Annotated in this window: 20 protein-coding genes; 9 read left to right on the forward strand and 11 right to left on the reverse strand. The window is 65.9% G+C overall.

Features of this window, described 5'->3' with window-relative positions:
* Positions 1 to 36: 36 nt before the first annotated feature.
* The 5 genes from ACT4ML_RS09225 to ACT4ML_RS09245 all read right to left on the reverse strand — a co-directional run bounded on the left by ACT4ML_RS09225 (position 37) and on the right by ACT4ML_RS09245 (position 3,688).
* On the reverse strand, positions 37 to 1,188 hold the full coding sequence (locus ACT4ML_RS09225; protein WP_444720583.1) for an acyl-CoA dehydrogenase family protein: 1,152 nt from the start codon (positions 1,186 to 1,188) through the stop codon (positions 37 to 39).
* 97 nt (positions 1,189 to 1,285) lie between these two features.
* Complete coding sequence (locus tag ACT4ML_RS09230) at positions 1,286 to 1,732, reverse strand: hypothetical protein (protein ID WP_444720584.1); 447 nt, start codon at positions 1,730 to 1,732, stop codon at positions 1,286 to 1,288.
* 177 nt (positions 1,733 to 1,909) lie between these two features.
* Positions 1,910 to 2,287 (reverse strand): cupin domain-containing protein, encoded by a 378-nt coding sequence (locus tag ACT4ML_RS09235; protein WP_138245523.1) that lies wholly within the window; start codon positions 2,285 to 2,287, stop codon positions 1,910 to 1,912.
* A gap of 108 nt (positions 2,288 to 2,395) precedes the next feature.
* Positions 2,396 to 2,821: a nickel-responsive transcriptional regulator NikR gene (nikR, locus tag ACT4ML_RS09240; protein WP_138245522.1), complete on the reverse strand. Its 426-nt coding sequence runs from the start codon at positions 2,819 to 2,821 to the stop codon at positions 2,396 to 2,398.
* A 96-nt stretch (positions 2,822 to 2,917) separates the two neighbouring features.
* Positions 2,918 to 3,688: a creatininase family protein gene (locus tag ACT4ML_RS09245; RefSeq protein WP_444720585.1), complete on the reverse strand. Its 771-nt coding sequence runs from the start codon at positions 3,686 to 3,688 to the stop codon at positions 2,918 to 2,920.
* Positions 3,689 to 4,430: 742 nt separating this feature from the next.
* Here ACT4ML_RS09245 and ACT4ML_RS09250 point away from each other — a divergent pair.
* A complete protein-coding gene (locus tag ACT4ML_RS09250) occupies positions 4,431 to 5,243 on the forward strand; it encodes a mechanosensitive ion channel family protein (protein WP_444720586.1) in 813 nt (270 codons plus the stop codon).
* A 43-nt stretch (positions 5,244 to 5,286) separates the two neighbouring features.
* Here ACT4ML_RS09250 and ACT4ML_RS09255 read toward each other — a convergent pair whose 3' ends face one another.
* Positions 5,287 to 5,820, reverse strand: a complete 534-nt coding sequence (locus ACT4ML_RS09255; RefSeq protein ID WP_444720587.1) for a hypothetical protein — start codon at positions 5,818 to 5,820, stop codon at positions 5,287 to 5,289.
* A gap of 138 nt (positions 5,821 to 5,958) precedes the next feature.
* Between ACT4ML_RS09255 and ACT4ML_RS09260 the strand changes: the two genes are divergently transcribed.
* From ACT4ML_RS09260 to ACT4ML_RS09270, 3 genes are all read left to right on the forward strand, one after another.
* A complete protein-coding gene (locus ACT4ML_RS09260) occupies positions 5,959 to 6,411 on the forward strand; it encodes a hypothetical protein (protein WP_444720588.1) in 453 nt (150 codons plus the stop codon).
* Positions 6,412 to 6,562: 151 nt separating this feature from the next.
* Positions 6,563 to 10,081 (forward strand): PAS domain S-box protein, encoded by a 3,519-nt coding sequence (locus tag ACT4ML_RS09265; protein WP_444720589.1) that lies wholly within the window; start codon positions 6,563 to 6,565, stop codon positions 10,079 to 10,081.
* A gap of 67 nt (positions 10,082 to 10,148) precedes the next feature.
* Complete coding sequence (locus tag ACT4ML_RS09270) at positions 10,149 to 10,592, forward strand: hypothetical protein (RefSeq protein ID WP_444720590.1); 444 nt, start codon at positions 10,149 to 10,151, stop codon at positions 10,590 to 10,592.
* 90 nt (positions 10,593 to 10,682) lie between these two features.
* Here the strand turns inward: ACT4ML_RS09270 and ACT4ML_RS09275 are convergent, their stop codons facing one another.
* Positions 10,683 to 11,351, reverse strand: coding sequence for an O-methyltransferase (locus tag ACT4ML_RS09275; protein WP_444720591.1), 669 nt, complete (start codon positions 11,349 to 11,351; stop codon positions 10,683 to 10,685).
* 97 nt (positions 11,352 to 11,448) lie between these two features.
* Between ACT4ML_RS09275 and ACT4ML_RS09280 the strand changes: the two genes are divergently transcribed.
* Positions 11,449 to 11,895, forward strand: a complete 447-nt coding sequence (locus tag ACT4ML_RS09280; RefSeq protein ID WP_444720592.1) for a dCTP deaminase — start codon at positions 11,449 to 11,451, stop codon at positions 11,893 to 11,895.
* Between the two features lie 70 nt (positions 11,896 to 11,965).
* Here ACT4ML_RS09280 and ACT4ML_RS09285 read toward each other — a convergent pair whose 3' ends face one another.
* The 3 genes from ACT4ML_RS09285 to ACT4ML_RS09295 all read right to left on the reverse strand — a co-directional run bounded on the left by ACT4ML_RS09285 (position 11,966) and on the right by ACT4ML_RS09295 (position 14,644).
* The gene (locus ACT4ML_RS09285) at positions 11,966 to 12,178 is read right to left on the reverse strand and encodes a hypothetical protein (RefSeq protein WP_444720593.1); all 213 of its coding nucleotides are present in this window, start codon (positions 12,176 to 12,178) and stop codon (positions 11,966 to 11,968) included.
* Between the two features lie 82 nt (positions 12,179 to 12,260).
* Positions 12,261 to 13,061 carry an enoyl-CoA hydratase/isomerase family protein gene (locus ACT4ML_RS09290; RefSeq protein WP_444720594.1) on the reverse strand — a complete coding sequence of 267 codons (801 nt, stop codon included), beginning with the start codon at positions 13,059 to 13,061 and terminating at the stop codon, positions 12,261 to 12,263.
* Entirely contained in the window at positions 13,061 to 14,644 is a 1,584-nt protein-coding gene (locus tag ACT4ML_RS09295; protein ID WP_444720595.1) for a long-chain-fatty-acid--CoA ligase, read from the reverse strand. Before ACT4ML_RS09295 ends, ACT4ML_RS09290 begins: the two co-directional genes overlap by 1 nt.
* Before the next feature lie 215 nt (positions 14,645 to 14,859).
* On the opposite strand from ACT4ML_RS09295, the gene ACT4ML_RS09300 reads away from it, so the two are divergent.
* From ACT4ML_RS09300 to ACT4ML_RS09310, 3 genes are all read left to right on the forward strand, one after another.
* Complete coding sequence (locus tag ACT4ML_RS09300; protein ID WP_138245510.1) at positions 14,860 to 15,480, forward strand: universal stress protein; 621 nt, start codon at positions 14,860 to 14,862, stop codon at positions 15,478 to 15,480.
* A gap of 211 nt (positions 15,481 to 15,691) precedes the next feature.
* Positions 15,692 to 17,329, forward strand: coding sequence for a hypothetical protein (locus tag ACT4ML_RS09305; protein ID WP_444720596.1), 1,638 nt, complete (start codon positions 15,692 to 15,694; stop codon positions 17,327 to 17,329).
* A gap of 481 nt (positions 17,330 to 17,810) precedes the next feature.
* Positions 17,811 to 17,981, forward strand: coding sequence for a hypothetical protein (locus ACT4ML_RS09310; protein ID WP_444720597.1), 171 nt, complete (start codon positions 17,811 to 17,813; stop codon positions 17,979 to 17,981).
* A 96-nt stretch (positions 17,982 to 18,077) separates the two neighbouring features.
* Here the strand turns inward: ACT4ML_RS09310 and ACT4ML_RS09315 are convergent, their stop codons facing one another.
* Positions 18,078 to 18,212, reverse strand: coding sequence for a restriction endonuclease (locus ACT4ML_RS09315; RefSeq protein ID WP_444720598.1), 135 nt, complete (start codon positions 18,210 to 18,212; stop codon positions 18,078 to 18,080).
* Between the two features lie 1,019 nt (positions 18,213 to 19,231).
* Between ACT4ML_RS09315 and ACT4ML_RS09320 the strand changes: the two genes are divergently transcribed.
* On the forward strand, positions 19,232 to 19,734 hold a 503-nt coding region (locus ACT4ML_RS09320; RefSeq protein ID WP_444720599.1), incomplete at its 3' end, for a surface glycoprotein.

Below are 19,734 nucleotides of genomic sequence, written 5' to 3' on the forward strand. Positions count from 1 at the left end.
AGCGGCTGGTTTCCGCAGCGGAGACTCCCCGGCCGCTCAGGGCGCTTGCCCGTAGATCAGGTTGCGTTGAATCTCGTTCGCCCCCTCGTATATCACCGGGATTCGCGCGTCGCGGAAGACGCGAGCGATCCGCCGCTCGTCCAAGACCGAGCGGCCGCCGTGGAACTGCATCCCCTGCTCGGAGACGTCGACGGCCGTCTCGGTCGCCTTCGTCTTCGCCATTGCGGCCCAGTACCCCGCGTTGTCCTCGTTGGCGACTTTCTCGCGGGCGCGCCACGTGAGCGTCCGAGCGCTCTCGAACTCGACCAGCATGTCGGCGAGGCCGTGTTGGACCGACTGGAAGTCACTGATCGTCCGCCCGAACTCCTCGCGGTCGTGGGTGAACTCCCACGCTTCCTCGATGGCGGCCGCGGCGATGCCGAGTCCGTGACCGGCGACGGCCACGCGACCGTGATTGAAGAAGTCCGCGAGCAGCATGAACCCATCTCCCTCGCTGCCGATCATGTTCTCTTCGGGGACCCGGCAGTCCTCGAGTTCGATGTGGGCCTGCTTCGAGGCGCGCATCGCCATCTTCTCGGGGATGTGTTCGGCCTCGTAGCCGTCGGTGTCGGTCGGGACGATGAACATCGAGTGGTTGCCGTACCGGTTGTCCTCGTCGTCGCCGGTGCGGGCGTAGAGCGTGACCCAGTCCGCTTCGACGCCGTTGCCGATCCAGTACTTCTCGCCGTTGATGACGTACTCGTCGCCGTCTTTCTCCGCCGTGGTCTGCATCCCCGCGAGGTCGCTGCCGGTCTCCGGCTCCGACACCGCGAGCCCGGAGCGCTGGTCGCCCTCCGCGACCGGCCGAATATACTGCTCGCACTGCTCGTCGGTGCCGTGTTCGTAGGTAATTTCGCAGCCGAAACTCGCCAACTGCAGGGTCAGCGCGATCCCAGCGTCGGCCCGATAGAACTCCTCCGTGATCGCGAGCAGTTGGGCCAGATCCAGCCCCCGACCGCCCCACTCCTCCGGAATGTCTTGGGCCACGAGGTTCGCCTCCCGGCCCGCCTCGAGGATCTCCTCCGGATACTCGCCGGCCTGAAAGTACTCCCGTGCGTTCGGTTCGATGTGTTCGCGCGCAAAGTCGCGGGCCTCGGCCTTGACATCGCGTGCGTGCTCCGGGACGATGCTGTCGTCGAGCAGTTCCATGTTCCGTCACACGGGCGCTCGGTGGAAATATTCGGGGGACAGTATCGCAACCCGCGACGGCTGTCACCGGGTGCGAATCGCGCGGTTCCGTCCGCCGCTATCGAACTATCCGCACGAGATCATCGACCGAACCCGCCGCGTCGGCGTGTCGCTCGAGCCGGGAGATGTCCCAGACGAGATCGGCCAGCAGGTGGGCATAGAGGACGGCGCCGGTCACGATCGCCAGCGGGACGCTGGCCAGTGCGATCGCCGGGACCGCGATCCCGGCGATCACGACGTGGCTCAGCAGTCGCGAGAGGACGCCGACGTCGCCGGGGTCGAAGATTTCGGACTGATCGGTCGCCGCTGTGCCGGGGTTTGCCACGCAGAATCGGAGGGCGTCCCAGTCGCCGGTCTTGAACCGGGCGATGAGGAAGTGATCCAGATCGATGAAGACGCCGACCGCGGTGCCGTAGGCGACGACGACCGCCGCCGGGACGACGTTGCCGAAGAGGGAGATCGGGGGCAGCAACGCGGTCAGGATTCCGGCGACGACGACCGACACGGCCGCGTGGTGTTTCGAGTAAATCGGAACTCACCTACGGACGACGTGTACGCGGGCCCACTAAACCGTCCCGCCGATTTTCGGGTCGGCAGGCAGCGCCGTCCGCCGGTGACTGCGGCCGTCTGCCGACCCCCGCTCTCTCGTCTCATCCCTTCCAGTCTCGAGCCCGCGCCGAAATCAGCCGGCGAAGCCGGAGAGCAACCACTCGTCGCCGTCGCTGTCCTCGTCGGCGATACTCGGCGCGCTCACGAGGACGAACGCGCTCTCGCGGTCGCCGTTGCGGATCTGTCGCGTCGATTCGGGCGGGATCCACAGCGCGTCGCCGGTCTCCATCGCGACCGGCTCGTCGTCGACGACGACCGTCGCGTCGCCCTCGATGAGGACGTAGATCTCCTCGTGTTCGTTGTCGGTGTGGTCGTGTGGCTTGCTGTTCCAGCCGGGATCGCAGCGGGCCACCGTGACCCCCACCTGCTCGGTCTCGAGCGGGTCGCTGAGAAAGTGCATCGCACTCGAGACCTGCTCGACCTCCTCGTAGTTGACTTTCCGGTATGACATGTGTCCCCATTCGGGGGGCCAACAGTAAAACTACGCGTTCCGTTTCGGTCCGTGCCATTTCCGCGACGAACGGGCGTCGATTCGTGTGGTTCCGATACGAACGGCGCGCTAGTCCTGTGCGAGCGGGTCGAAGCTGTCGACCGGGATGACGGAGTAGTCGACGGTCAGCGCGTCTCTGGTCGCCCGGATCTTGCCGACGAACGTCGAGATGTCCTCGAGTTCGCCCTCGAGGACGAACAGTTCCATGCAGTAGTGGTCGCCGACGTGGCTGTGGAAGTTCGAGGCGACGAGGTCCTCGTGTTCGTGGCGGAGGTGCATCATCCGCTCTTCGACGCTCGTGGTCTCGTAGTCGAACAACACCGTGACGATCCCCATGAGATCCCGGTCCTCGAGTCGGGTGTCCTCGAACTCACCGAGGAGGTTACGCGAGGCTTCCCTGACGACTTCGCTCCGACCGGTGTAGCCGTGCTCCTCGGAAAACTGATCGAGTCGCTCCAAGAGTTCGTCCGGCATCGAGACGCTGACGACTGCCATATAATAACTCAGGTTGGGATACTATTAAGGATTATCATCATCGGCGACCGCGAGCGGCGTCTCGAGGCAACTGTGGGAGTGTCCCGAGCCGGCGACCTAGACGTGTTCCCGCGGGAGTAGATCCTCGAATTCCTGTGCGGCGAGCCACTCGCAGAGTCGGACGAGTTGGTCGCTCGCCGCCTCGAACAACTGTTCGCCCTTCTCGGCCGAGGCGTCCGTCTGATCGCCCAACACGCCGTTTTCGGTGTTGTCCGCCGCGTCGTAGAACGTCCGCGAGCCGTGTTTGACCGTCTCGGCCGCCTCGACGCTCGGAATTCCGGTATCTCTGGCCTCCTCGAGCCGATCGTCGTGGACCAGTTCCGGCTCGAGGTACTGGATCATCGAGGTCTCCTTCGGCCCGCCGTGGGGGCCGTTCTGCTCGAAGAGGTCGTCGACGAGGTCCGGAATCGACTCGTCCCACATCCACTCGATCGCGTAGGCGACCTCGTCCTGCCGCAGACGCGCCCCGACCTCCCGGAGGTGGGGGACGTTCCCGCCGTGGGCGTTCACGTAGATCACCCGATCGATGCCGTGGGACGTGAGGTTCCGCGTCAGCGATTCCATGTACTCCCGAAACGCCGGCGGTTCGACCCACATCGTCCCGTGGAACTGCCGGTGGTGGCCGCTGACGCCGATATTGATCGGCGGCGTACAGAGGTAGCCGGTTCGGTCTGCGACCTCGCGGGCGAACGCCTCCCCGATCAGGTGGTCGGTCGCCTCCGGCAGGTGCGGGCCGTGCTGTTCCGTCGAGCCGAGCGGCACGAGCGCGAGCGATTCCGAGTCGAAGTACGTCTCGAGGTCGGGCCACGCTTCGTCGGCGAGGTACATACCCATCCGTCGTGTCCGGACCACCAATAGCGTACCGCGAAACTCCGGCCCACGACCGAACGGAACGATGGGGCGCTCGACGCGCGGTCCAGTAGCCGTCGGAAACCAACGGCTCAGGGGACAGCGACGCCGCCGACGCGCCGCATTCGGTAATACGGTATTACCACAGTCGGGGCTTGCGGGGACGTTGTCGCTGGTTCGCTCCCGGTCCGTTCTGTCGAATCGGCCGGTATCGCCGCGTATTCGCGGATCTATTCGGAATCGCGCACCCGAACACGGCGGTTCGTCCGCGCTTTCGTCGCGAGGCGGTAGCATCGAACGTAGACCATCCGAGTGCAGTTGCACCCGCCTCGAGCCACAGTCGATCGCGCTCGGACCGGTTCTCTCGGCCCGTGCTCGAGACGGCATCCGCCGTCTCGCAATGAGTGAAATCGGACACGTTCGGTCGGCCGACGACGGCGGCGGGTCCCGCCCGATCGACGCCGCTCGTTGTTCCACCGTCGCGTCCGATTCCAATACGCGTTTATCGCCCGACTGAGCAGGGGTCGTTCGGCGACCGATCGCGATCGGCCACGTGGACTCGTTCGGAATTCGTATCGATCAGTCACGGTACGGTCGTCCCGCAATTCGCGGTAACGGACACTTCAATCGCCGCTGTCGAAGCGGGCGATACACGTTAGTTTCATTAGGTATTGATACGCACTCAATTACGAAGGGCGGACGACGACAACCCGAATCGTACATGGTATCACCGTACCTTGCCCAAGCACAGGTTCCCGACTGGCTGCAAGATCCCGCTGCGGAACTGATCACGTTCCTGCCGCGGTTGATCGGCGCGCTGATCATCCTCGCGATCGGCTGGGTCCTCGGCCGCGTCGCGGCGGGCATCGTCCGACGGCTCGCCGACGGGATCGAACTCGATCGGATGGTCCTCGAGACGCCGCTCGGCCGGATACTCGGCGGCACGGAACGGGCGGTCTCGAGCGCCTTCGGCTCGCTGGCGAAGTGGTTCGTCTACGGCCTCGCGATCCTCGCGGCCGCGAACGCGCTCGCGATCGCGACGCTTTCCCAGTGGATTTCGACGGCGGTCTCGTACCTGCCGGCCTTTATCGCGGGACTGCTCGTCATCACGTTCGGGTTCGTCGTCGCGGACTTCATCGGCGACGCGATCGAACGGACGCGCGCGGCCACCGAAACCGCCTACACCAGCTGGTTCGCCAACGGGGCGCGGATGTTCCTCTACTTCACGGCGATCGTCATCGGCCTCGACACGATGGGGATCGACGTCGCCATCCTCTACGTGTTCGCACGAGCGCTCGCGTGGGGACTCGGCGCGGCCCTCGCTATCGGCGCGGGCGTCGCGTTCGGGTGGGGCGGCAAGGACTACGTCTCCGAAAACATCGACCGCTGGATGAACCGGACGAGCGAGGTCGCACCGAGCGAGGGCGACACCGCCGGAAGCCGGTCTCGGAGCGGCGAGCCGACCGGCACCAATCCGAGCACCGATCGCGAACCCGGGTCCGAGCCCGGTCCCGGGCCGAGCGACGACGACTGATCGCACGGCGACTGATCGTGCGACGACCGACCGCGATCCGCGGTCAGTTCGCTCCGATCTCGGCCGCCGATCGGCCACGCGCCGACTCGTCGGCCTTCGCCCGCGGAAACAGCGGTTTGACCGGGACGATTACGTGGGCTCGCACGAGTCGCCCGTCGTTCCGTCGCCACTTTTTGAGGTGTGACAGCGAGTGCGTTCCGGCGTAGCCGTCCTCGATTCGCTCGCAGACCGCCTCGAAGGCGTCCCCGTCGAACTGCTCGGCGGCGACACAGTCCGAGACGACCGCGACGCTTCCGCGCCGGGCGTAGACGTCGAGGCGTCCTTCGAACGCGTGCTCGAGGGCCTCAATCCAGTCGTGGATCTCGCCGACCGTCGGGCGGTCCGGTGCCGTCGGAAAGGTGATCGACGCCTGATACCGGTCGGGTTCGGCCCGGACGTGGCGCTGCCAGAGTCGCCGCAGTGATCGTGCGATTCCGACGCCGGGGGCTCGCGAGAGCGCGCGAGTCGCTCGGTCGGTCGCGGCCGACGCGTGCCGCCGGAGGGCCGTCAGGGATTCGGCTCGATCGCGTTCCCTCATTCGTTCTCACCTGCGAGTTGCGGGCACCGGTAATACGTCCTTTGTTGTGGCCGCGACGCCGACCGCCCAGCGGCGGTCGATGGGCGCCGCCGCCGGTTCGCGAGAGTTTTGTACAATCACCCGCTACCCCGCGTCAGTATGCCTCCTTCAGGGAACCGCCCCTCACGTCCGATCCTCGCCGGCTCCGTGGCGCTCGTCGCCGTCGGCGTCGCGGTTAATACCGGCTTTGACGCCCCGCTCCGAACGGTCCCCGCGCTCCTGTTGATCGCGCTCGGCGTCGCCGGCGTCACGAGCACCGAGAGCGACTCCGGGACGGCGCGGCTCCAACGCGTCGCGAAGCGATGGTGGCTCGTCGCGTTCGCGGCCTTCCTCCCCTACGCGCTGGCGACGGCTCCGGCCAGCGAGTCCGCCGCGGCCGTGGGCGACGCGTTCGCCGGCCCGATCGTCGGCCTCGTCCTCGAGTCGATCGCCGGCGCGCTGGTCCTCTGTGCGGTGTCGATGACGGTCTGCTACGGCTTCGCCCGGTACGGCATTCATCCGGGCCGACCGACGGCCGAGGAGCGGGTCCTTTCGGGCAGCGGCGACGACTGAGACGGATTGCCGTAACATAACGCCGGACCGGCGTTCCGGAAACTCGACCGGTTGATCGGTCTCGAGGTCGTCGACTCGGCGGTACGTCGCGTCCGTCCCTGCGACGAGCGGCGGCGCTGGACTTATCCGTCAGAGCGGCTTCCTCTCTCTAATGACCGAACCGGCGGAGCCGGCGGGCCTAGCCCCCTGGAACGAGGGCGACGAGCGGGCGGCGCGTCAGTGGTACCGTACCCTCGTCGAGACGGTTCCGGGCGGCGTCTTCCAGCTGGACGGCGACGACCGGATCGTCGCGATCGACGACGCGCTCCTCGAGCTGACGGCCTCCGGCCGGGAGATTCTCCGGGGCGAACACGTCTCGGTGCTGCTCGGCGAATCCGGCGTCGAGGCGCTCGAGCGGGCCCCCGCGACGGGCGTCGCCACGTTCGAGCGATCGGTTCGGACGGCCGCCGACACCGCGATCCCCTGCGAGTTGCGGCTCGGGACGGTCCCGGCCGCTGACGGCCGGCAAGGGACGATCGGCATCGTCCGCGAACTCGATCCCCGAGAGGTAGACCGGGGTTCGCAGACGGAGCCGACGGGGCCGAAGACGGAGCCGGACGACCGGGCCGACTCCGCCACGGAGTCGGAACCGGAACAGCCCCTCTCGCCCCCGTTCGAACCGATCACCGCGGTGCTCGAGGGGGCCGACGTGGGCGTCTTCGTCCTCGACGACGAGTTCGAGGTCGCGTGGATCAACGACGCCGCCGAGCGGTACTTCGGCCTCGACTCGAGGGCCGTGATCGGCCGGAACAAGGACCGGCTGATCGACGAGACGATCAGTGAGCGGGTCGCCGACCCGGAGCGATTCGCCGAGATACTCGGGGCGACCTACGACGAGAACAGCGACGCCGAGCGCTTCGAGTGCCGCGTCACCGCGGACGACACCCGCGCGGAACGCTGGCTCGAGCACCGGAGCAAGCCGATCGAATCCGGCCCGTACGCGGGCGGCCGCGTCGAACTCTACTACGACGTCACCGAACAGCACCGGCGCGCCTACCAGCTCCGCCGGCTGAACGAGGCCGTCCGTGAATGGCTCGGTGCCGACACGCGCGAGGCGGCCGCCGAGCGGGCCTCTCGGCACCTCTCCGATATCCTCGATCTCGAGATCAACGGCGTCTTCCTCCACGATCCGGAGCGGGCGGTCCTCGAGCCGGTCGCCTGGTCCGAGCCGGCCGCGGCCCTGTTCGGCGACCTCCCCACGTTCGGGGCGGGCGAGGGGATCGCGTGGCGCGTCTTCGAGTCCAACGAGCCGGTTATCTACGACGACGTAACGTCAGATTCGGACGTCTACAACCCCGATACGCCCATCCGAAGCGAAATCTGTCTGCCGATCGGCGACCACGGCATCGTCCTCATCGGCTCCGAAGAGGGGACGGCGTTCGACGACGGCGACCGCTCGCTCGCGAAGATCGTCGCCTCGAGTCTGGAGGTGACCTTCGACCGGATCAGCCACGAGCGGACCCTCGAGCGCGAACGGTCGCAGACCGAAACGCTCCTCAAGACCGCACCGGTCGCGATCTCGGTCGAGGACGCCGACGGCGAGACGGTGCTGGCGAACAGCCACGCACAGACGACGCTCGGCCTCGATGAGCGCGACCCGCTCGGCGAGACCGAACTGCTCGCACAGCAGACTGTCGTCGACGCCGACGGGAACCCCATCGACCCCGACCGTGGCCCCTCGGCCCGGGTCAGGGAAACCGGCGAACCGGTCACCGACGAGGAACTCGTCTTCGAGGACGAGACGGGGGAACGGACGTGGTACTCCGTCACCGCCGTCCCCGTCTTCGACCGCGACGGCGCGCTCGAGCGGGTCATCTCCGCCGGCGAGGACATCACGGCGCTCAAAGCACAGGAGCGCCGCCTCGAGGACCGCAAGCGGGAACTCGAGACCGAACTGAGCGAGATCCTCGGTCGCGTCTCGGACGCGTTCTACGCCCTCGACGACGAGTGGCGGTTCACGCTGGTCAACGACCGCGCCACGGAACTCCTCGGGCACTCGGAGGCGGAGCTCGTCGGCGAGAACATCTGGGAGCGGTTCCCCAGCGGAACGCGGTCCGATCTCGTCGACCGCTACGAGCGGGCGATGGAGACCCAGCAGCCCCAGTCGTGGGAGCGCTACTCCGACTCGCTCGACATCTGGATGGAGATCCAGGCCTACCCCTCCGAGACGGGGCTATCGGTGTACTTCCGGGACATCACCGACCGGAAGCGCCGGGAGCGACAGTTAGAGCAGTACGAACGGATCATCGAAACCATCGAGGACGGGATCTACGCGCTCGACGAGGACGGCCGATTCACGATGGTCAACGACGCGTACGTCGAACTCACCGGCTACGATCGCGACGAGTTGCTCGGGAGCCACGCGTCGCTCGTCGTCGACGAACCCGTGATGGACCTCGCCCAGCGGATCGTGACCAACGAGAGCGACGAATCGACGGTCGAGACGACGCTCGAGACGAAGTCCGGCGAGGAACGGCCGGTCGAAGCGACGGTCACGTCGATCACGACCGACGAGACCGGGACCGGCCGGATCGGCGTCGTCCGGGACATCACCGAACGGCGGGAGCGCCAGCGCAAACTCGAGGCGAGCGAGCAGCGCTACCGCACGCTCGCCGAGAACTTCCCGAACGGGGTCGTCGCCCTGTTCGACGATCAGTTGCGCTACACGGCCGCGGGCGGGCAACTCCTCGCCGACCTCGGAATCGAACAGGAGACCGCGATCGGGCAGACGATTCACGAGCGGTACCCCGACGACGTGGCCGCCGAGATCGAGCCCCACTTCCGGGCCGCCCTCGAGGGCGACGAGCGCTCCTTCGAGATTCGGTATCACGGCCGGGACCTCCGCGCCCACACCCTCCCGGTCCTGACTGAGGACGAGGTCACCGCCGGCATGCTCGTCGTCCAGGACATCACCGAGCGAACGAGGTACCAGCGCCGCCTCGAGGAGTCGAACGAGCGCTTGGAACAGTTCGCCTACGCCGCCTCCCACGACCTCCAAGAGCCCCTGCGGATGGTCACGAGCTACCTCCAGTTGGTCGAGAACCGCTACGCCGACGACCTCGACGCCGACGGCCGGGAGTTCATCGACTACGCCGTCGACGGAGCCGAGCGCATGCGCGAGATGATCGACGGCCTCCTCGAGTACTCCCGGGTCGAAACGCAGGGCGACCCGCTCGAGCCGGTCGATCTCGACGGCATCCTCGACGACGTCTGCGAGGACCTGCAGTTCAGTATCGAGGAAGCGGACGCCGAGATAACGGCGGACGCGCTGCCCCGCGTCGACGGCGACGCGAGCCAGCTCCGGCAGGTATTCCAGAACCTGCTGTCGAACGCGATCGAGTACAGCGGCGACGAGCCGCCGCGGGTTCGGATCTCGGCCGAACGAGACGGCGGGAACTGGGAAATCTCGGTCAGCGACGAGGGGATCGGCATCGATCCCGACGATCAGGAGCGGATCTTTCAGGTGTTCCAGCGGCTCCACAGCCACGAGGACCACGCCGGGACGGGGATCGGCCTCGCGCTCTGTCACCGGATCGTCGAGCGCCACGGCGGCGAGATCCGGGTCGATTCGGAGCCCGGCGAGGGAGCGACGTTTTCGTTTACGCTGCCGGCCGTCGACGGGGCAGCATAGATCGATTCAGTCGGCTGCAGTCAGCCAACAGCTATATATCCGACCACCTACTCAACCCGGCAAAGCGGTGCACGACGTGATTCCGACAACACGCGGTTCGGACCGATCCCTGCTCGCCGCCTCGCTCGCCTGTTTCGCCGTCGCTGGCGTCGCGAACGCCACCGTCGACGGGACCGGGCTGACCCTCGGAGCGACCGGGGTCGCCATCGCGGGCGTCTACTGTGTCGCTCGCTACGCCCAGTCGGTCACCCGGCGAACGCTCGCCCGGACGGCGCTGGGGCTCTGGCTCGCGTTCCTCGGCGTCGCCGGCGGGCACGCCGTCGGCCTCGAGACGATCGGCTCCGTCGCCCCGGGTCCCGCGGGGGCGACGGTCGTTGCGCTCACCGCGGTCACGTGGGCGACGCTGCTGGCCGCCGCCGGCTCGACGATCTTCCTCGGGTTCCGGGAGTACGGCTCCCCGGCCCCGGCCGACGAACAGATGCTCGACGGCGAAACCTCCGACTCGCTCTAGGCGGAATCGCTGTTCTCTCACCGATCCACACTGATTCTCCGCCGAAACTGCTCCGCCATCTTCGGGACCGCTCTCGTCGCGGCTCCGGACTCACTCGACGCGGTAACTCACCGCGATCCCTTCGCCGAGCGGGACCATGATCGTCTCGAAGGCCGGATCGGCTCGCACAGTCTCGAGGTAGTCGATGACCCCCTGCGTGTGTTCGTTGACGTCCGCCGGCGCGGTTCCCTCGGCCCACTCGAGCAGGTCGTCGAACTCGACGACGCTCGCCGTGATCGCGTTGTCGGCGACGACGACGCCGCCGACGGGAATTTTTGATCGAACAGCTTCGAAGGCATCCGCGTAGCGCTCCTTCTGGTGGTCGATCAGGACGACGTCGAAGGGACCGTCGTAGCGGTCGATCGTCGCCATCGCGTCGCCGAGTTCGTATCGCGAGACGTCGTCGTAGCCGCCCGCGGCCATGTACTCGCGGGCGAGCTCGAGTTCGTCCTCGTCGACCTCGGTGAGGACGATCTCGCCGTCGTCGGGGAGCGCCTCGGCGAACCAGTAGGCCGAGTAGCCGTAGCCCGAGCCGAACTCGAACACGCGCCCGGCCCCGTTCAGGCGGGCGACGAAGCGCAGGAACGCGCCGACCTCGGGGCCGACGTGGGGGAACCCCTCGGCGGCGGCGAACTCGTCCATCTCGATCAGCGTCTCGTCGGGGTCCGGGCCGGCCGCGCGAACGAAGCGAGCGATCTCGTCGGTCAGAACGTCGGTCATACTCGCGTATACGTCCGCCAGCCCATAGGTTTCGGGGAGCCAGAGCCCCGCGGGCGACGGTATTCTTTTTGTTCTCGCAACCGTCATTTCGACCGATATGCCCGCCGAACACCCACTCGCCGACGCCGTCGACAATCTGGTGTACGAACCGGTACAGGTCCGCGACCACGGGATCGATCTGACGGTCAGCGCCGTCTACGAGGTGGCCGCTCCCGGGCGACTCGACTTCGGCGGCGACGAACTCACGGACGCCGACCTCGAGCCGGTCCCGACGGAACTGGAAAGCCCCCACGACGAGTACGGGTGGTGGCACCTCGAGGGCGGCCAGTACGTGATCCAGCACAACGAGTTCCTCACCGACCTCGAGGGGGCGGCACAGCTCCAGCCGCGCAACGAGTTGTTGGCCCGCGGCGGGTCCCACCCCTCGATGCAGGTGCGAGACCACCTGCCGCTGATCCCGCTGACGGTGGCCGACGGCGGCCTCCGGCTCAAGGAGAACGCGCGGGTGTCGACGCTGGTCCCGATCGGCGCAGACGCGCAGTAACGACCGCCGGCCATCGCCGGATCACCGCTGGCTTGCCACCGGCTCGCCGGAACGTCTCGAGCGGGCGCGGCTACGAGTCGTAGGCGAGGTGCTCGATGGCCACGACCAGTCGATAGAACAGTCGAAGCAGGATCACGGACAGGACGAGAACGAGCGGGAGGACCGAGAACAGGAAGATACTCCCGGGACTGAAGATTCCATAGACCGAACTCGCGAGCCACAGGAGACCGATGGCAACGCCGGCGGGGGACCGTAGCTGATCACGAAGCGAAGCTGGCGGCATAGCTATGCGTTCTAACAGCTTTGTGAAATAATTCAGGATGTCTAACAGAAACGCAGAGGCGAAATCTCGCTTGCGAGCGCGCCTATCGGCCGTCGTACTCGGGCTCGCGGTCCTCGAAGAAGGCGGAGACGCCCTCTTCGTGGTCCTCGGTCTCGAAGACGATACCCTGTGCGACCGCTTCGTCGGTCAGGGCCTGCTCGAGGGACTTCTCGAGGCCCTCGCCGACGAGTCGGTTGGCGTGGCGGAGCGCGATCGGCGGGCCGGAGACGATCTTCTGGACGAATTCGTCGACCCGCTCGTCGAGTTCGTCGGTTCCGTAGACGTGGTTGACCAGTCCGATCTCCTTCGCGCGGTCCGCGCCGACGATGTCGCCGGTGAGGACGAGTTCCTTCGCGACGTTCTCGCCGACGACGCGGGGCAGCAGGTAGGAGGTGCCGGCGTCGACGCTCAGGCCGACCTGTCGGAAGACAAAACCGAAGACAGCGTCCTCGCTGGCGAGTTGAATATCACAGGCCAGCGCGAGGTTCGCGCCGGCACCGACGGCGGGACCGTCGACCAGCGCGACCGTCGGCACCGGGAACTCGATCAGCGTCCGCAGCAGTTCGTTCGTCGAGCGCTCGAGGCTGCGCACTCGCTCGTCGGCGGGCACGTCGTTCTCGATCCCCTCGACCATCGACTCGATGTCGCCGCCGGCCGAGAAGGAGCCGCCCGAGCCCTCGAGGACGACACAGCGGGCGTCGCTGTCCTCGATCTCCGCGAGCGCGTCCGAGAGGCCCTCGCTGATCCCCTCCGAGAGGGCGTTGCGTCGGTCCGGCTGATTGAGCGTGATCGTCGCGACGCCCTCGGCTTCGATTTCGAGGAGGACGTCCTCGCCCAGCGCCATTATTCGGCCTCCGCTTCGCCTTCGTCCTCGCGTTCGCGGAGTTTGAACTTCTGGACCTTGCCGGTGGTCGTTCGCGGGAGTTCCTCCACGAACTCGACTTCGCGCGGGTGCTTGTACTCCGCGAGGTTGGTCAGACAGTACTCTTTGATCTCCTCCTCGGTCACGTCGCCATCGGGCGTGCGGACGACGAACGCCTTGACGGTCTCGCCGCGGCGCTCGTCGGGGATGCCGGCCACGGCGGCGTCGGCGATGTCTTCGTGCTCGAAGAGGAGTTCCTCGACTTCCCGCGGGTAGACGTTGTAGCCGCCGGTGACGATCATGTGTTTCTCGCGGTCGACGACGTAGAAGAAGCCGTCCTCGTCGTGGTAGCCGATGTCGCCCGTGTGGAACCAGCGGCGGCCGCCCTCCTCGGTGAAGGCCTCCTCGTTGGCTTCGGGCAGGCCGTAGTAGCCCTTCATGACGTTCGGCCCGGCGACGACGATCTCGCCGGTAATCTCGTGGAGGTCGGCTTCCTCCTCGTCGATCGGCCCCTCCTCAACGGGGTCGACTTCGCCGAAGTCGTCATCGACCACTTTGGAGTCGACGCCGGGGACCGTCTTCCCGATACTGCCGACCCGCCGCCCCTCGATCGGGCTGTTGAAGTGGGTGATCGGGCTGGTCTCGGTCAGGCCGTATCCCTCGTAGATCTTCGGCTCGTAGAGTTCCTCGAACTGGCGCAGGACCTCGACCGGAATCCCGGAGCCGCCGACGCCACAGAGCCGCAGCGAGGACATGTCGAACTCCTCGGCGTTCGGCTGGTTGATCACGTCGTTGTACATCGCCGGCACGCCGTGCATGATCGTCAGCTGTTCGTCCTCGATCAGCGAGACGGCGTCCTGTGCGTCCCACGAGGCCATCGGATAGTACGCGCCGCCGTTGAACAGCGCCGCGTTCATCGTCACCGTCATCCCGTAGATGTGAAACAGCGGGAGGACGCCGAGCGATCTGTCGTCCGGCCGGATGCCGTCGGGGATGAGCTTCGCCGCGGCCTTCGCGTTCGACGACAGGTTCTCGTGGGTGAGCTGGACGCCCTTCGGCTGCCCGGTCGTCCCGGACGTGTACGGCTGGACTGCGACGTCGCCGTCGGCCCGGTCAGCGATGTCGGGGGCTCCCCGCTCGAGGAATTCCTCGAACTCGGTCGCGCCCTCGGCCTCGCCGCCGATGCTGACCACGTGTTCGACGCCGGTCTCGTCTTGGACCTCTTTGACGAAGGGGACGAGGTCCGCCAGCGCGACGACGACCTTCGCCTCGCTGTCGCCGAGCAGGTGGCCGATTTCGCGGGCCTTGTACTGGGGATTCATCGGGACGACGACCCCGCCGGCGCGAAGCGTCCCGTGGAAGGCGATCAGAAACGGCGGGACGTTCGGGAGATAGAGCGCGACGCGGTCGTCCTCGCCGACCCCTCGCTCCTCGAGCGCGGCCGCGAACGCCCCCGTCTGCCCCCAGAACTCCTCGTAGCTCGTCTCGGACCCGTGAAAACCGATCGCGGTGTTGTCGCCGTGTTCCTCGACGGCACCCGCGACGTTAGTGACAAGATTTGTCATACTCCGTGCGATACGTTTCCGTGTATCGTAAAAAAGATTTACATCGTTCGGTCCGATCGGCGATTTTTCTTACCAGCGATAACGAGAGAGGCAGTCAGTCGCCGCCGGGACGGCACGGAATCGGACTCGCGGTCGCGACACTGCCGACTCGTTTGCCGGTCCTCGCCGGCGAGGACTCGAGGGTATTTACCGCCGCACTTCCAATCACGCGTGTCATGTACCAGGACATCCTCGTCCCGACGGACGGGAGCGACGGGACCCGTCAGTCGCTCACGCACGGGTTGACGATCGCGGACCGCTTCGACGCGACGATCCACGCGGTATCGATCGTTCCCGAGGGGCCGCTCGGGACGCTTCAGACCGACGAAGCGATTCCGGCCGCCGAGCGGGCGGTCGAGCGCGTCGAGGCCGAAGCGGACCGGGAGGGCGTCGACGCCGTCACGGCGGTCGAACGGGGCGTTCCCCACGAGGAGATCCTCGCCTATGCCGACGACCACGGAATCGATATGATCGTCATGGGGACGCAGGGCCGGACTGGACTCGATCGAGTGCTGGTCGGCAGCGTCACCGAGCGGATCGTCCGGATGGCCGACGTGCCGGTCGTGACCGTCCGTCTGAACGACGAAATCCGAATCGAGGACGCCGACGAGGCGGCGCGGATCGCCCGGAAAACGGCCGAGCAGGAGGGGTACGACGAGGTGACCGTCCTCGAGGACCCGCATCGAACCAGCGCCTCGTGGATCGTCCCGCTCGAGACCGACGCGGGGCCGGTTCACGTCCACGTCGATGCGATCACGAGCGAGGCCCGCATCGCGCGGGGACCCGAGACCGAATAGACCACTAGACCTGCCTCGAGCGCTGATGGGGCGGCCCGAGAGCACGGATCGACGGGTCGACGGGAGAGTAATCGGGGCCAACAGCGGGGTACGGACCGCCATCGTCGTTCCGGGAGAGCTTACACGGGACAAACGCGCCGTTTTCCGTCGTAACGGTAGCGCTACTTTTTGACTGCAATTCCGGTTGGCGAGCACGAATGAGGGACACACTGTGAACCGGCGACGGCTGCTGCGATGGGCTGCGGCGAGTAGTACCGTCCCGGTCGCCGCCGGCACTGTCCAATCACAGTCCGACGGATCGACCGCGGGAACTGACGGGGGCGGATCGGACGTGACCGTCCGTCTCGTCGACGTGACCGACCCGGTCGAAGGCGGCGGGCTGCTCCGGTGGACCGCCGAACTCGAGAACCGGACCGACCGAACGGTTCGCCCGACCGTCGAGTACCTCGTCGACGACGAGTCGGCCGGGACCGTCACGCTGACGCTCGAGCCGGGGGAGACGGAGCGGCCGTTCCCCCGCAGCTACCGGATCGAGCCCGCCGCCCGGGATCGCGAAGTGACGGTCCGGGTCCGAACCGAGGGCGATTCGGCGGCGCGAACGGTCACCGTACTCGGAGTCGACGAACTGGACGACGGCCTGACGCGTCCGGGCGAACCCGTCACGGTGCAGCCGGGAACGACGGTCTTCTTCGAGGCCGGGGCCGTCGATCCGGACGCGGACGGGTCGCAGTTCACCGGCTGGTGGGTCGACGGCGAGAGCGTCGGCGACTCGATGGTCGGCCCCGCGTGGCAGTCAGTTTACTACGCGGAGCAAAACGCCCATTACTGGCAGTACACCCCCGAATCCGAGGGCACCCACGAGGTCACCGCCGGCATCGACACGGAGGACGGCAACTACCGGGCCGACTGGACCGTGAGCGTGACGCCCGACGGACACGCGTCGCCGACGATCGAGGCCGCTCGCCCGGAACGAGGGACGCTTCCCGTCGATCGCGACGGGACGATCGACCTCGAGATCGACGTCGCCGATCCGGACGGCTCGCTCGAGCGCGTCGTCTGGTGGGTCGGCCAGTCGGATCTCATCCTCGGCACGTCCGAAGTCAGCGGGACGACGGATACGGCGTCGCTGACCGTCGACGGCGGCCTCTGTCACACGTGCCCGGTCATCGCGTGGGTGATCTGCGACGACGGCACGTTCGCGTCGGAATCGCTCTGGCAGGTCGACGATACCGGCTCCGGCGACACCGGGCTGAGCGCCTCGATCACCGAGACGAACGATCCGGTCGACGCCGGAGAGGTCCTCGAGGTGACCGCCGAACTCGCGAACGGCAGCACCGAACCGGTCACTCGAGACGTCGACCTCGTCGTCGGCCACGACCCCCAGCGGGTCGATACCCGATCCGTCTCCGTCGCCGGCGGCGGGACCGAGACGGTCACCCTCGAGTTCGAAACCGCCGTCGTCAACCGGACGCAGGCGTTCCCCGTCCGCGTCGAAGCCGACGACGCCGTCGCCGAACGGACCGTCGAGGTGATCGGGACCGCCGACGCGGGCGGCCGGGTGACGATCACCGGGACGAACGACCCCGTCGACGCCGGCGACATCCTCGAGGTGACGGCGACCCTCGAGAACGCGACCGACCGAGCCGTTACCCGGGATATCGAACTGATTGTCGGGCACGATCCCACAGTCGTGGACACGCGCCGACTCTCGATCGACGGCGGCGGGTCGGAATCGATCACGCTCGAGTTCGAGACGGCCGTCGTCGCGAACGACCAATCGTTCCCCGTCCGCGTCGCGGCCGACGGCTGTGTGGCCCAGCGAACGGTCACCGTCCGCGGGACGAACTGACGGGATGGGGACGGGGGCGGACAGGCGGTGACGAACCGCTGAGAATCCGCTGTCGACCGTGTACAGTTCGTCTCTACCGCATTCGTCGCCCCGCTCGAGTGCGCTCGTGACGGCTCGAACTGCCTCGAGACGAACGCCGGCTCCGAGACTGTACGGATCGAACGACCGAGTCGGTCGGATGCACGGCAGACCGATCGAGAAACGTCGTCCGCGGGGACGGTAGGTGGTGGTTTCGAACGCGACCCCACGGACAGTTACACGAGACCGATCCCGGAGTATAAAGCTATTCACATAGTATTTCGGTCGTTCCACGGGCAATGGACCCGTTCAGTCGACTCGAGTCCCCTCCGTTTACGACGACCGAGAGTTGGTCGCCGCCGTGCGAGGAGCGACCGCCGATCGAGGGACAAACGCCTCGCAACGTCCGTCGTGACGGTTCCGCTATGAATACTTTTTAGTAGGCAGTATCGTATGGTAGACCATGGCAAACAAGGAGAGCGATGGGGTGTCTCTCGACAGGGTGGCCACAACGTCTGGGCTGTACGAACGCCTGCTGCAGTCGTTCGGCTCGCCGGAACCGCTGGTTCTGGTACTGCTGGCGCTCCTGATGTTCCTCACACTCATCACGGGGCATCAACTCGGGCTCTGGTGACGTCGGCTCGATCGGTGACCGGGGATCACCGATAGCAGTGCGTTGACTTCCAGGGTCCGCACATTCGAACTGTGTTCCATCTCACCTGCCCGGTCCTCACACACCGGCGGGCCATGTCCCTGAAACAGTTATCGGAGGGACTCGGTCTCGAGACTTCTGACTAACTTGAGTCTGCCAGCCCTGTCGCTCCCAGAGATCAGCGACCAAGTGCTCGAAGTCTTCATTGTCCATCGACTAGAGCGGGCGCTTCAGCTCCGCCGCGGACATCTGTGTCCCACCTTGTGACATTCCACACCTGCCGTTGCTATCGGATGGGGGTGATGAGTCGCGAACCAGACATTACTCTTCTGCGAGCTCGAGTTCGACGTGCCAGCGATTATCTTGGTAGCCGGCGGACACCAACTACCAGTTCTGAATGAGGTAGGTTTCCGACTCGAAACTCGCCACTGCTGGCGCGTCAACCGTTACGGTCTGGGAACCCCTACTCGAGTCCTCGACGAAATTCTGACTATACGGGACAGACCGTTCTTAGGATTATACCCGCTCGACGTCTGGTAGCCCCGAGAAGACCTCAAAAGGTCACCCGGATGGGCACAAGGGGATGGCCGCCGGGCGGATACACGACATGGTTGGGGTGGGGTTCGGGTGCTGATTTCGTGTCGCGCCTGTGGGGAACGCGACAGTGAATATGTTCGCCTTGACCCCATATCAATACCGTCCCGGTTCCGAGTGCGTTGGAATCGACCCCACTAATCCTGTGAATTATACTCGTTCGGCGTTCCTCGAGGTCTGATCGCGGATCATCTGAGTCTCTCGCACGCGTAATACCAGATGAGCTGACGCTCAGGAATTGAAAAACACGCCGCGGGAGAAGAAAAACTACGGTCCCTACCCGGTAGTTTTGCTCCCGGGCGGCGCGCAACGCCAGATGGCGATCTGAACGTTACGTGGGATTACGCCCACATCAATACCTCATAGGCGACTCACATTATTCTTACGAAGCTGAATGTATTCTATTGAAATACTTCTGTTATCGGGCTTTCAAGGCCTGTATAGCCCCTCCGCAGTGCTTTCGTAGACATGATCCTGAACCTATAAGAACACAAGACTTATGCCAATTGTAGAAAGACACCGCTAGTACCCCTATCCGGGAGGCTGGTGGGTCTGTGGTGATCCGCCATTACGACACCGATGGTCGCCTTCCACTGTATCGTGCGCTAACCAGCAGACAACATACAACAACACACTACATGACAAGCGAACCGACCTATCGCGAAAAGGGACGCGCAGTAGTCCTGGCCGCGCTTATGGTCCTCTCTGTTGTCGCGATGTCCGCAGCGTTCGCGGGCAGTGCGGCGGCAGTTCAGAACGCCGATACCTATACCGACGGAGAGACGTACCACCAGACCAATGAACTCGAAAGCGATAACGCCTGGATGGGCCAAGAGATCACCATCACGGGTGTCGACGCTAACGGCCTCGAGATTCGTGAGGGCCTAGACGCCTCGGAAACCGAGTCTGATGATCGGGTGACCTTCGTTGAAGTCAACGAAGACGATGAAGCCACGATCGATACCACCAAGCTCGAAGCTGGCCAGCCGTACGTCATCTACACTGGCGATAGTAACAATAAGTGGCATGGCGTGTCCTTCTGGGTGAAATCGGAGGAACTCGATGTTAGCTTCGACCAGAACCGTGTGTCCGAAGGCAGCAGTACTAACTTCGAGTTCGAGACTGAGCGTAGCTCGCAGTG

It is taken from the genome of Natrinema sp. LN54 (genome assembly GCF_052439245.1).
GTDB lineage: Archaea > Halobacteriota > Halobacteria > Halobacteriales > Natrialbaceae > Natrinema > Natrinema versiforme_A.

Bases quoted from the DNA above. Each gene is read 5' to 3' on its own strand.
- ACT4ML_RS09250 (WP_444720586.1), top strand. From the start codon at position 4,431: ATGGTATCACCGTACCTTGCCCAAGCACAGGTTCCCGACTGGCTGCAA.
- ACT4ML_RS09280 (WP_444720592.1), top strand. From the start codon at position 11,449: ATGCCCGCCGAACACCCACTCGCCGACGCCGTCGACAATCTGGTGTAC.
- ACT4ML_RS09310 (WP_444720597.1), top strand. From the start codon at position 17,811: ATGGCAAACAAGGAGAGCGATGGGGTGTCTCTCGACAGGGTGGCCACA.
- ACT4ML_RS09300 (WP_138245510.1), top strand. From the start codon at position 14,860: ATGTACCAGGACATCCTCGTCCCGACGGACGGGAGCGACGGGACCCGT.
- ACT4ML_RS09315 (WP_444720598.1), bottom strand. From the start codon at position 18,212: ATGGACAATGAAGACTTCGAGCACTTGGTCGCTGATCTCTGGGAGCGA.
- nikR (WP_138245522.1), bottom strand. From the start codon at position 2,821: ATGGCAGTCGTCAGCGTCTCGATGCCGGACGAACTCTTGGAGCGACTC.
- ACT4ML_RS09235 (WP_138245523.1), bottom strand. From the start codon at position 2,287: ATGTCATACCGGAAAGTCAACTACGAGGAGGTCGAGCAGGTCTCGAGT.
- ACT4ML_RS09245 (WP_444720585.1), bottom strand. From the start codon at position 3,688: ATGTACCTCGCCGACGAAGCGTGGCCCGACCTCGAGACGTACTTCGAC.
- ACT4ML_RS09295 (WP_444720595.1), bottom strand. From the start codon at position 14,644: ATGACAAATCTTGTCACTAACGTCGCGGGTGCCGTCGAGGAACACGGC.
- ACT4ML_RS09255 (WP_444720587.1), bottom strand. From the start codon at position 5,820: ATGAGGGAACGCGATCGAGCCGAATCCCTGACGGCCCTCCGGCGGCAC.
- ACT4ML_RS09225 (WP_444720583.1), bottom strand. From the start codon at position 1,188: ATGGAACTGCTCGACGACAGCATCGTCCCGGAGCACGCACGCGATGTC.
- ACT4ML_RS09275 (WP_444720591.1), bottom strand. From the start codon at position 11,351: ATGACCGACGTTCTGACCGACGAGATCGCTCGCTTCGTTCGCGCGGCC.
- ACT4ML_RS09290 (WP_444720594.1), bottom strand. From the start codon at position 13,061: ATGGCGCTGGGCGAGGACGTCCTCCTCGAAATCGAAGCCGAGGGCGTC.
- ACT4ML_RS09265 (WP_444720589.1), top strand. From the start codon at position 6,563: ATGACCGAACCGGCGGAGCCGGCGGGCCTAGCCCCCTGGAACGAGGGC.
- ACT4ML_RS09285 (WP_444720593.1), bottom strand. From the start codon at position 12,178: ATGCCGCCAGCTTCGCTTCGTGATCAGCTACGGTCCCCCGCCGGCGTT.
- ACT4ML_RS09260 (WP_444720588.1), top strand. From the start codon at position 5,959: ATGCCTCCTTCAGGGAACCGCCCCTCACGTCCGATCCTCGCCGGCTCC.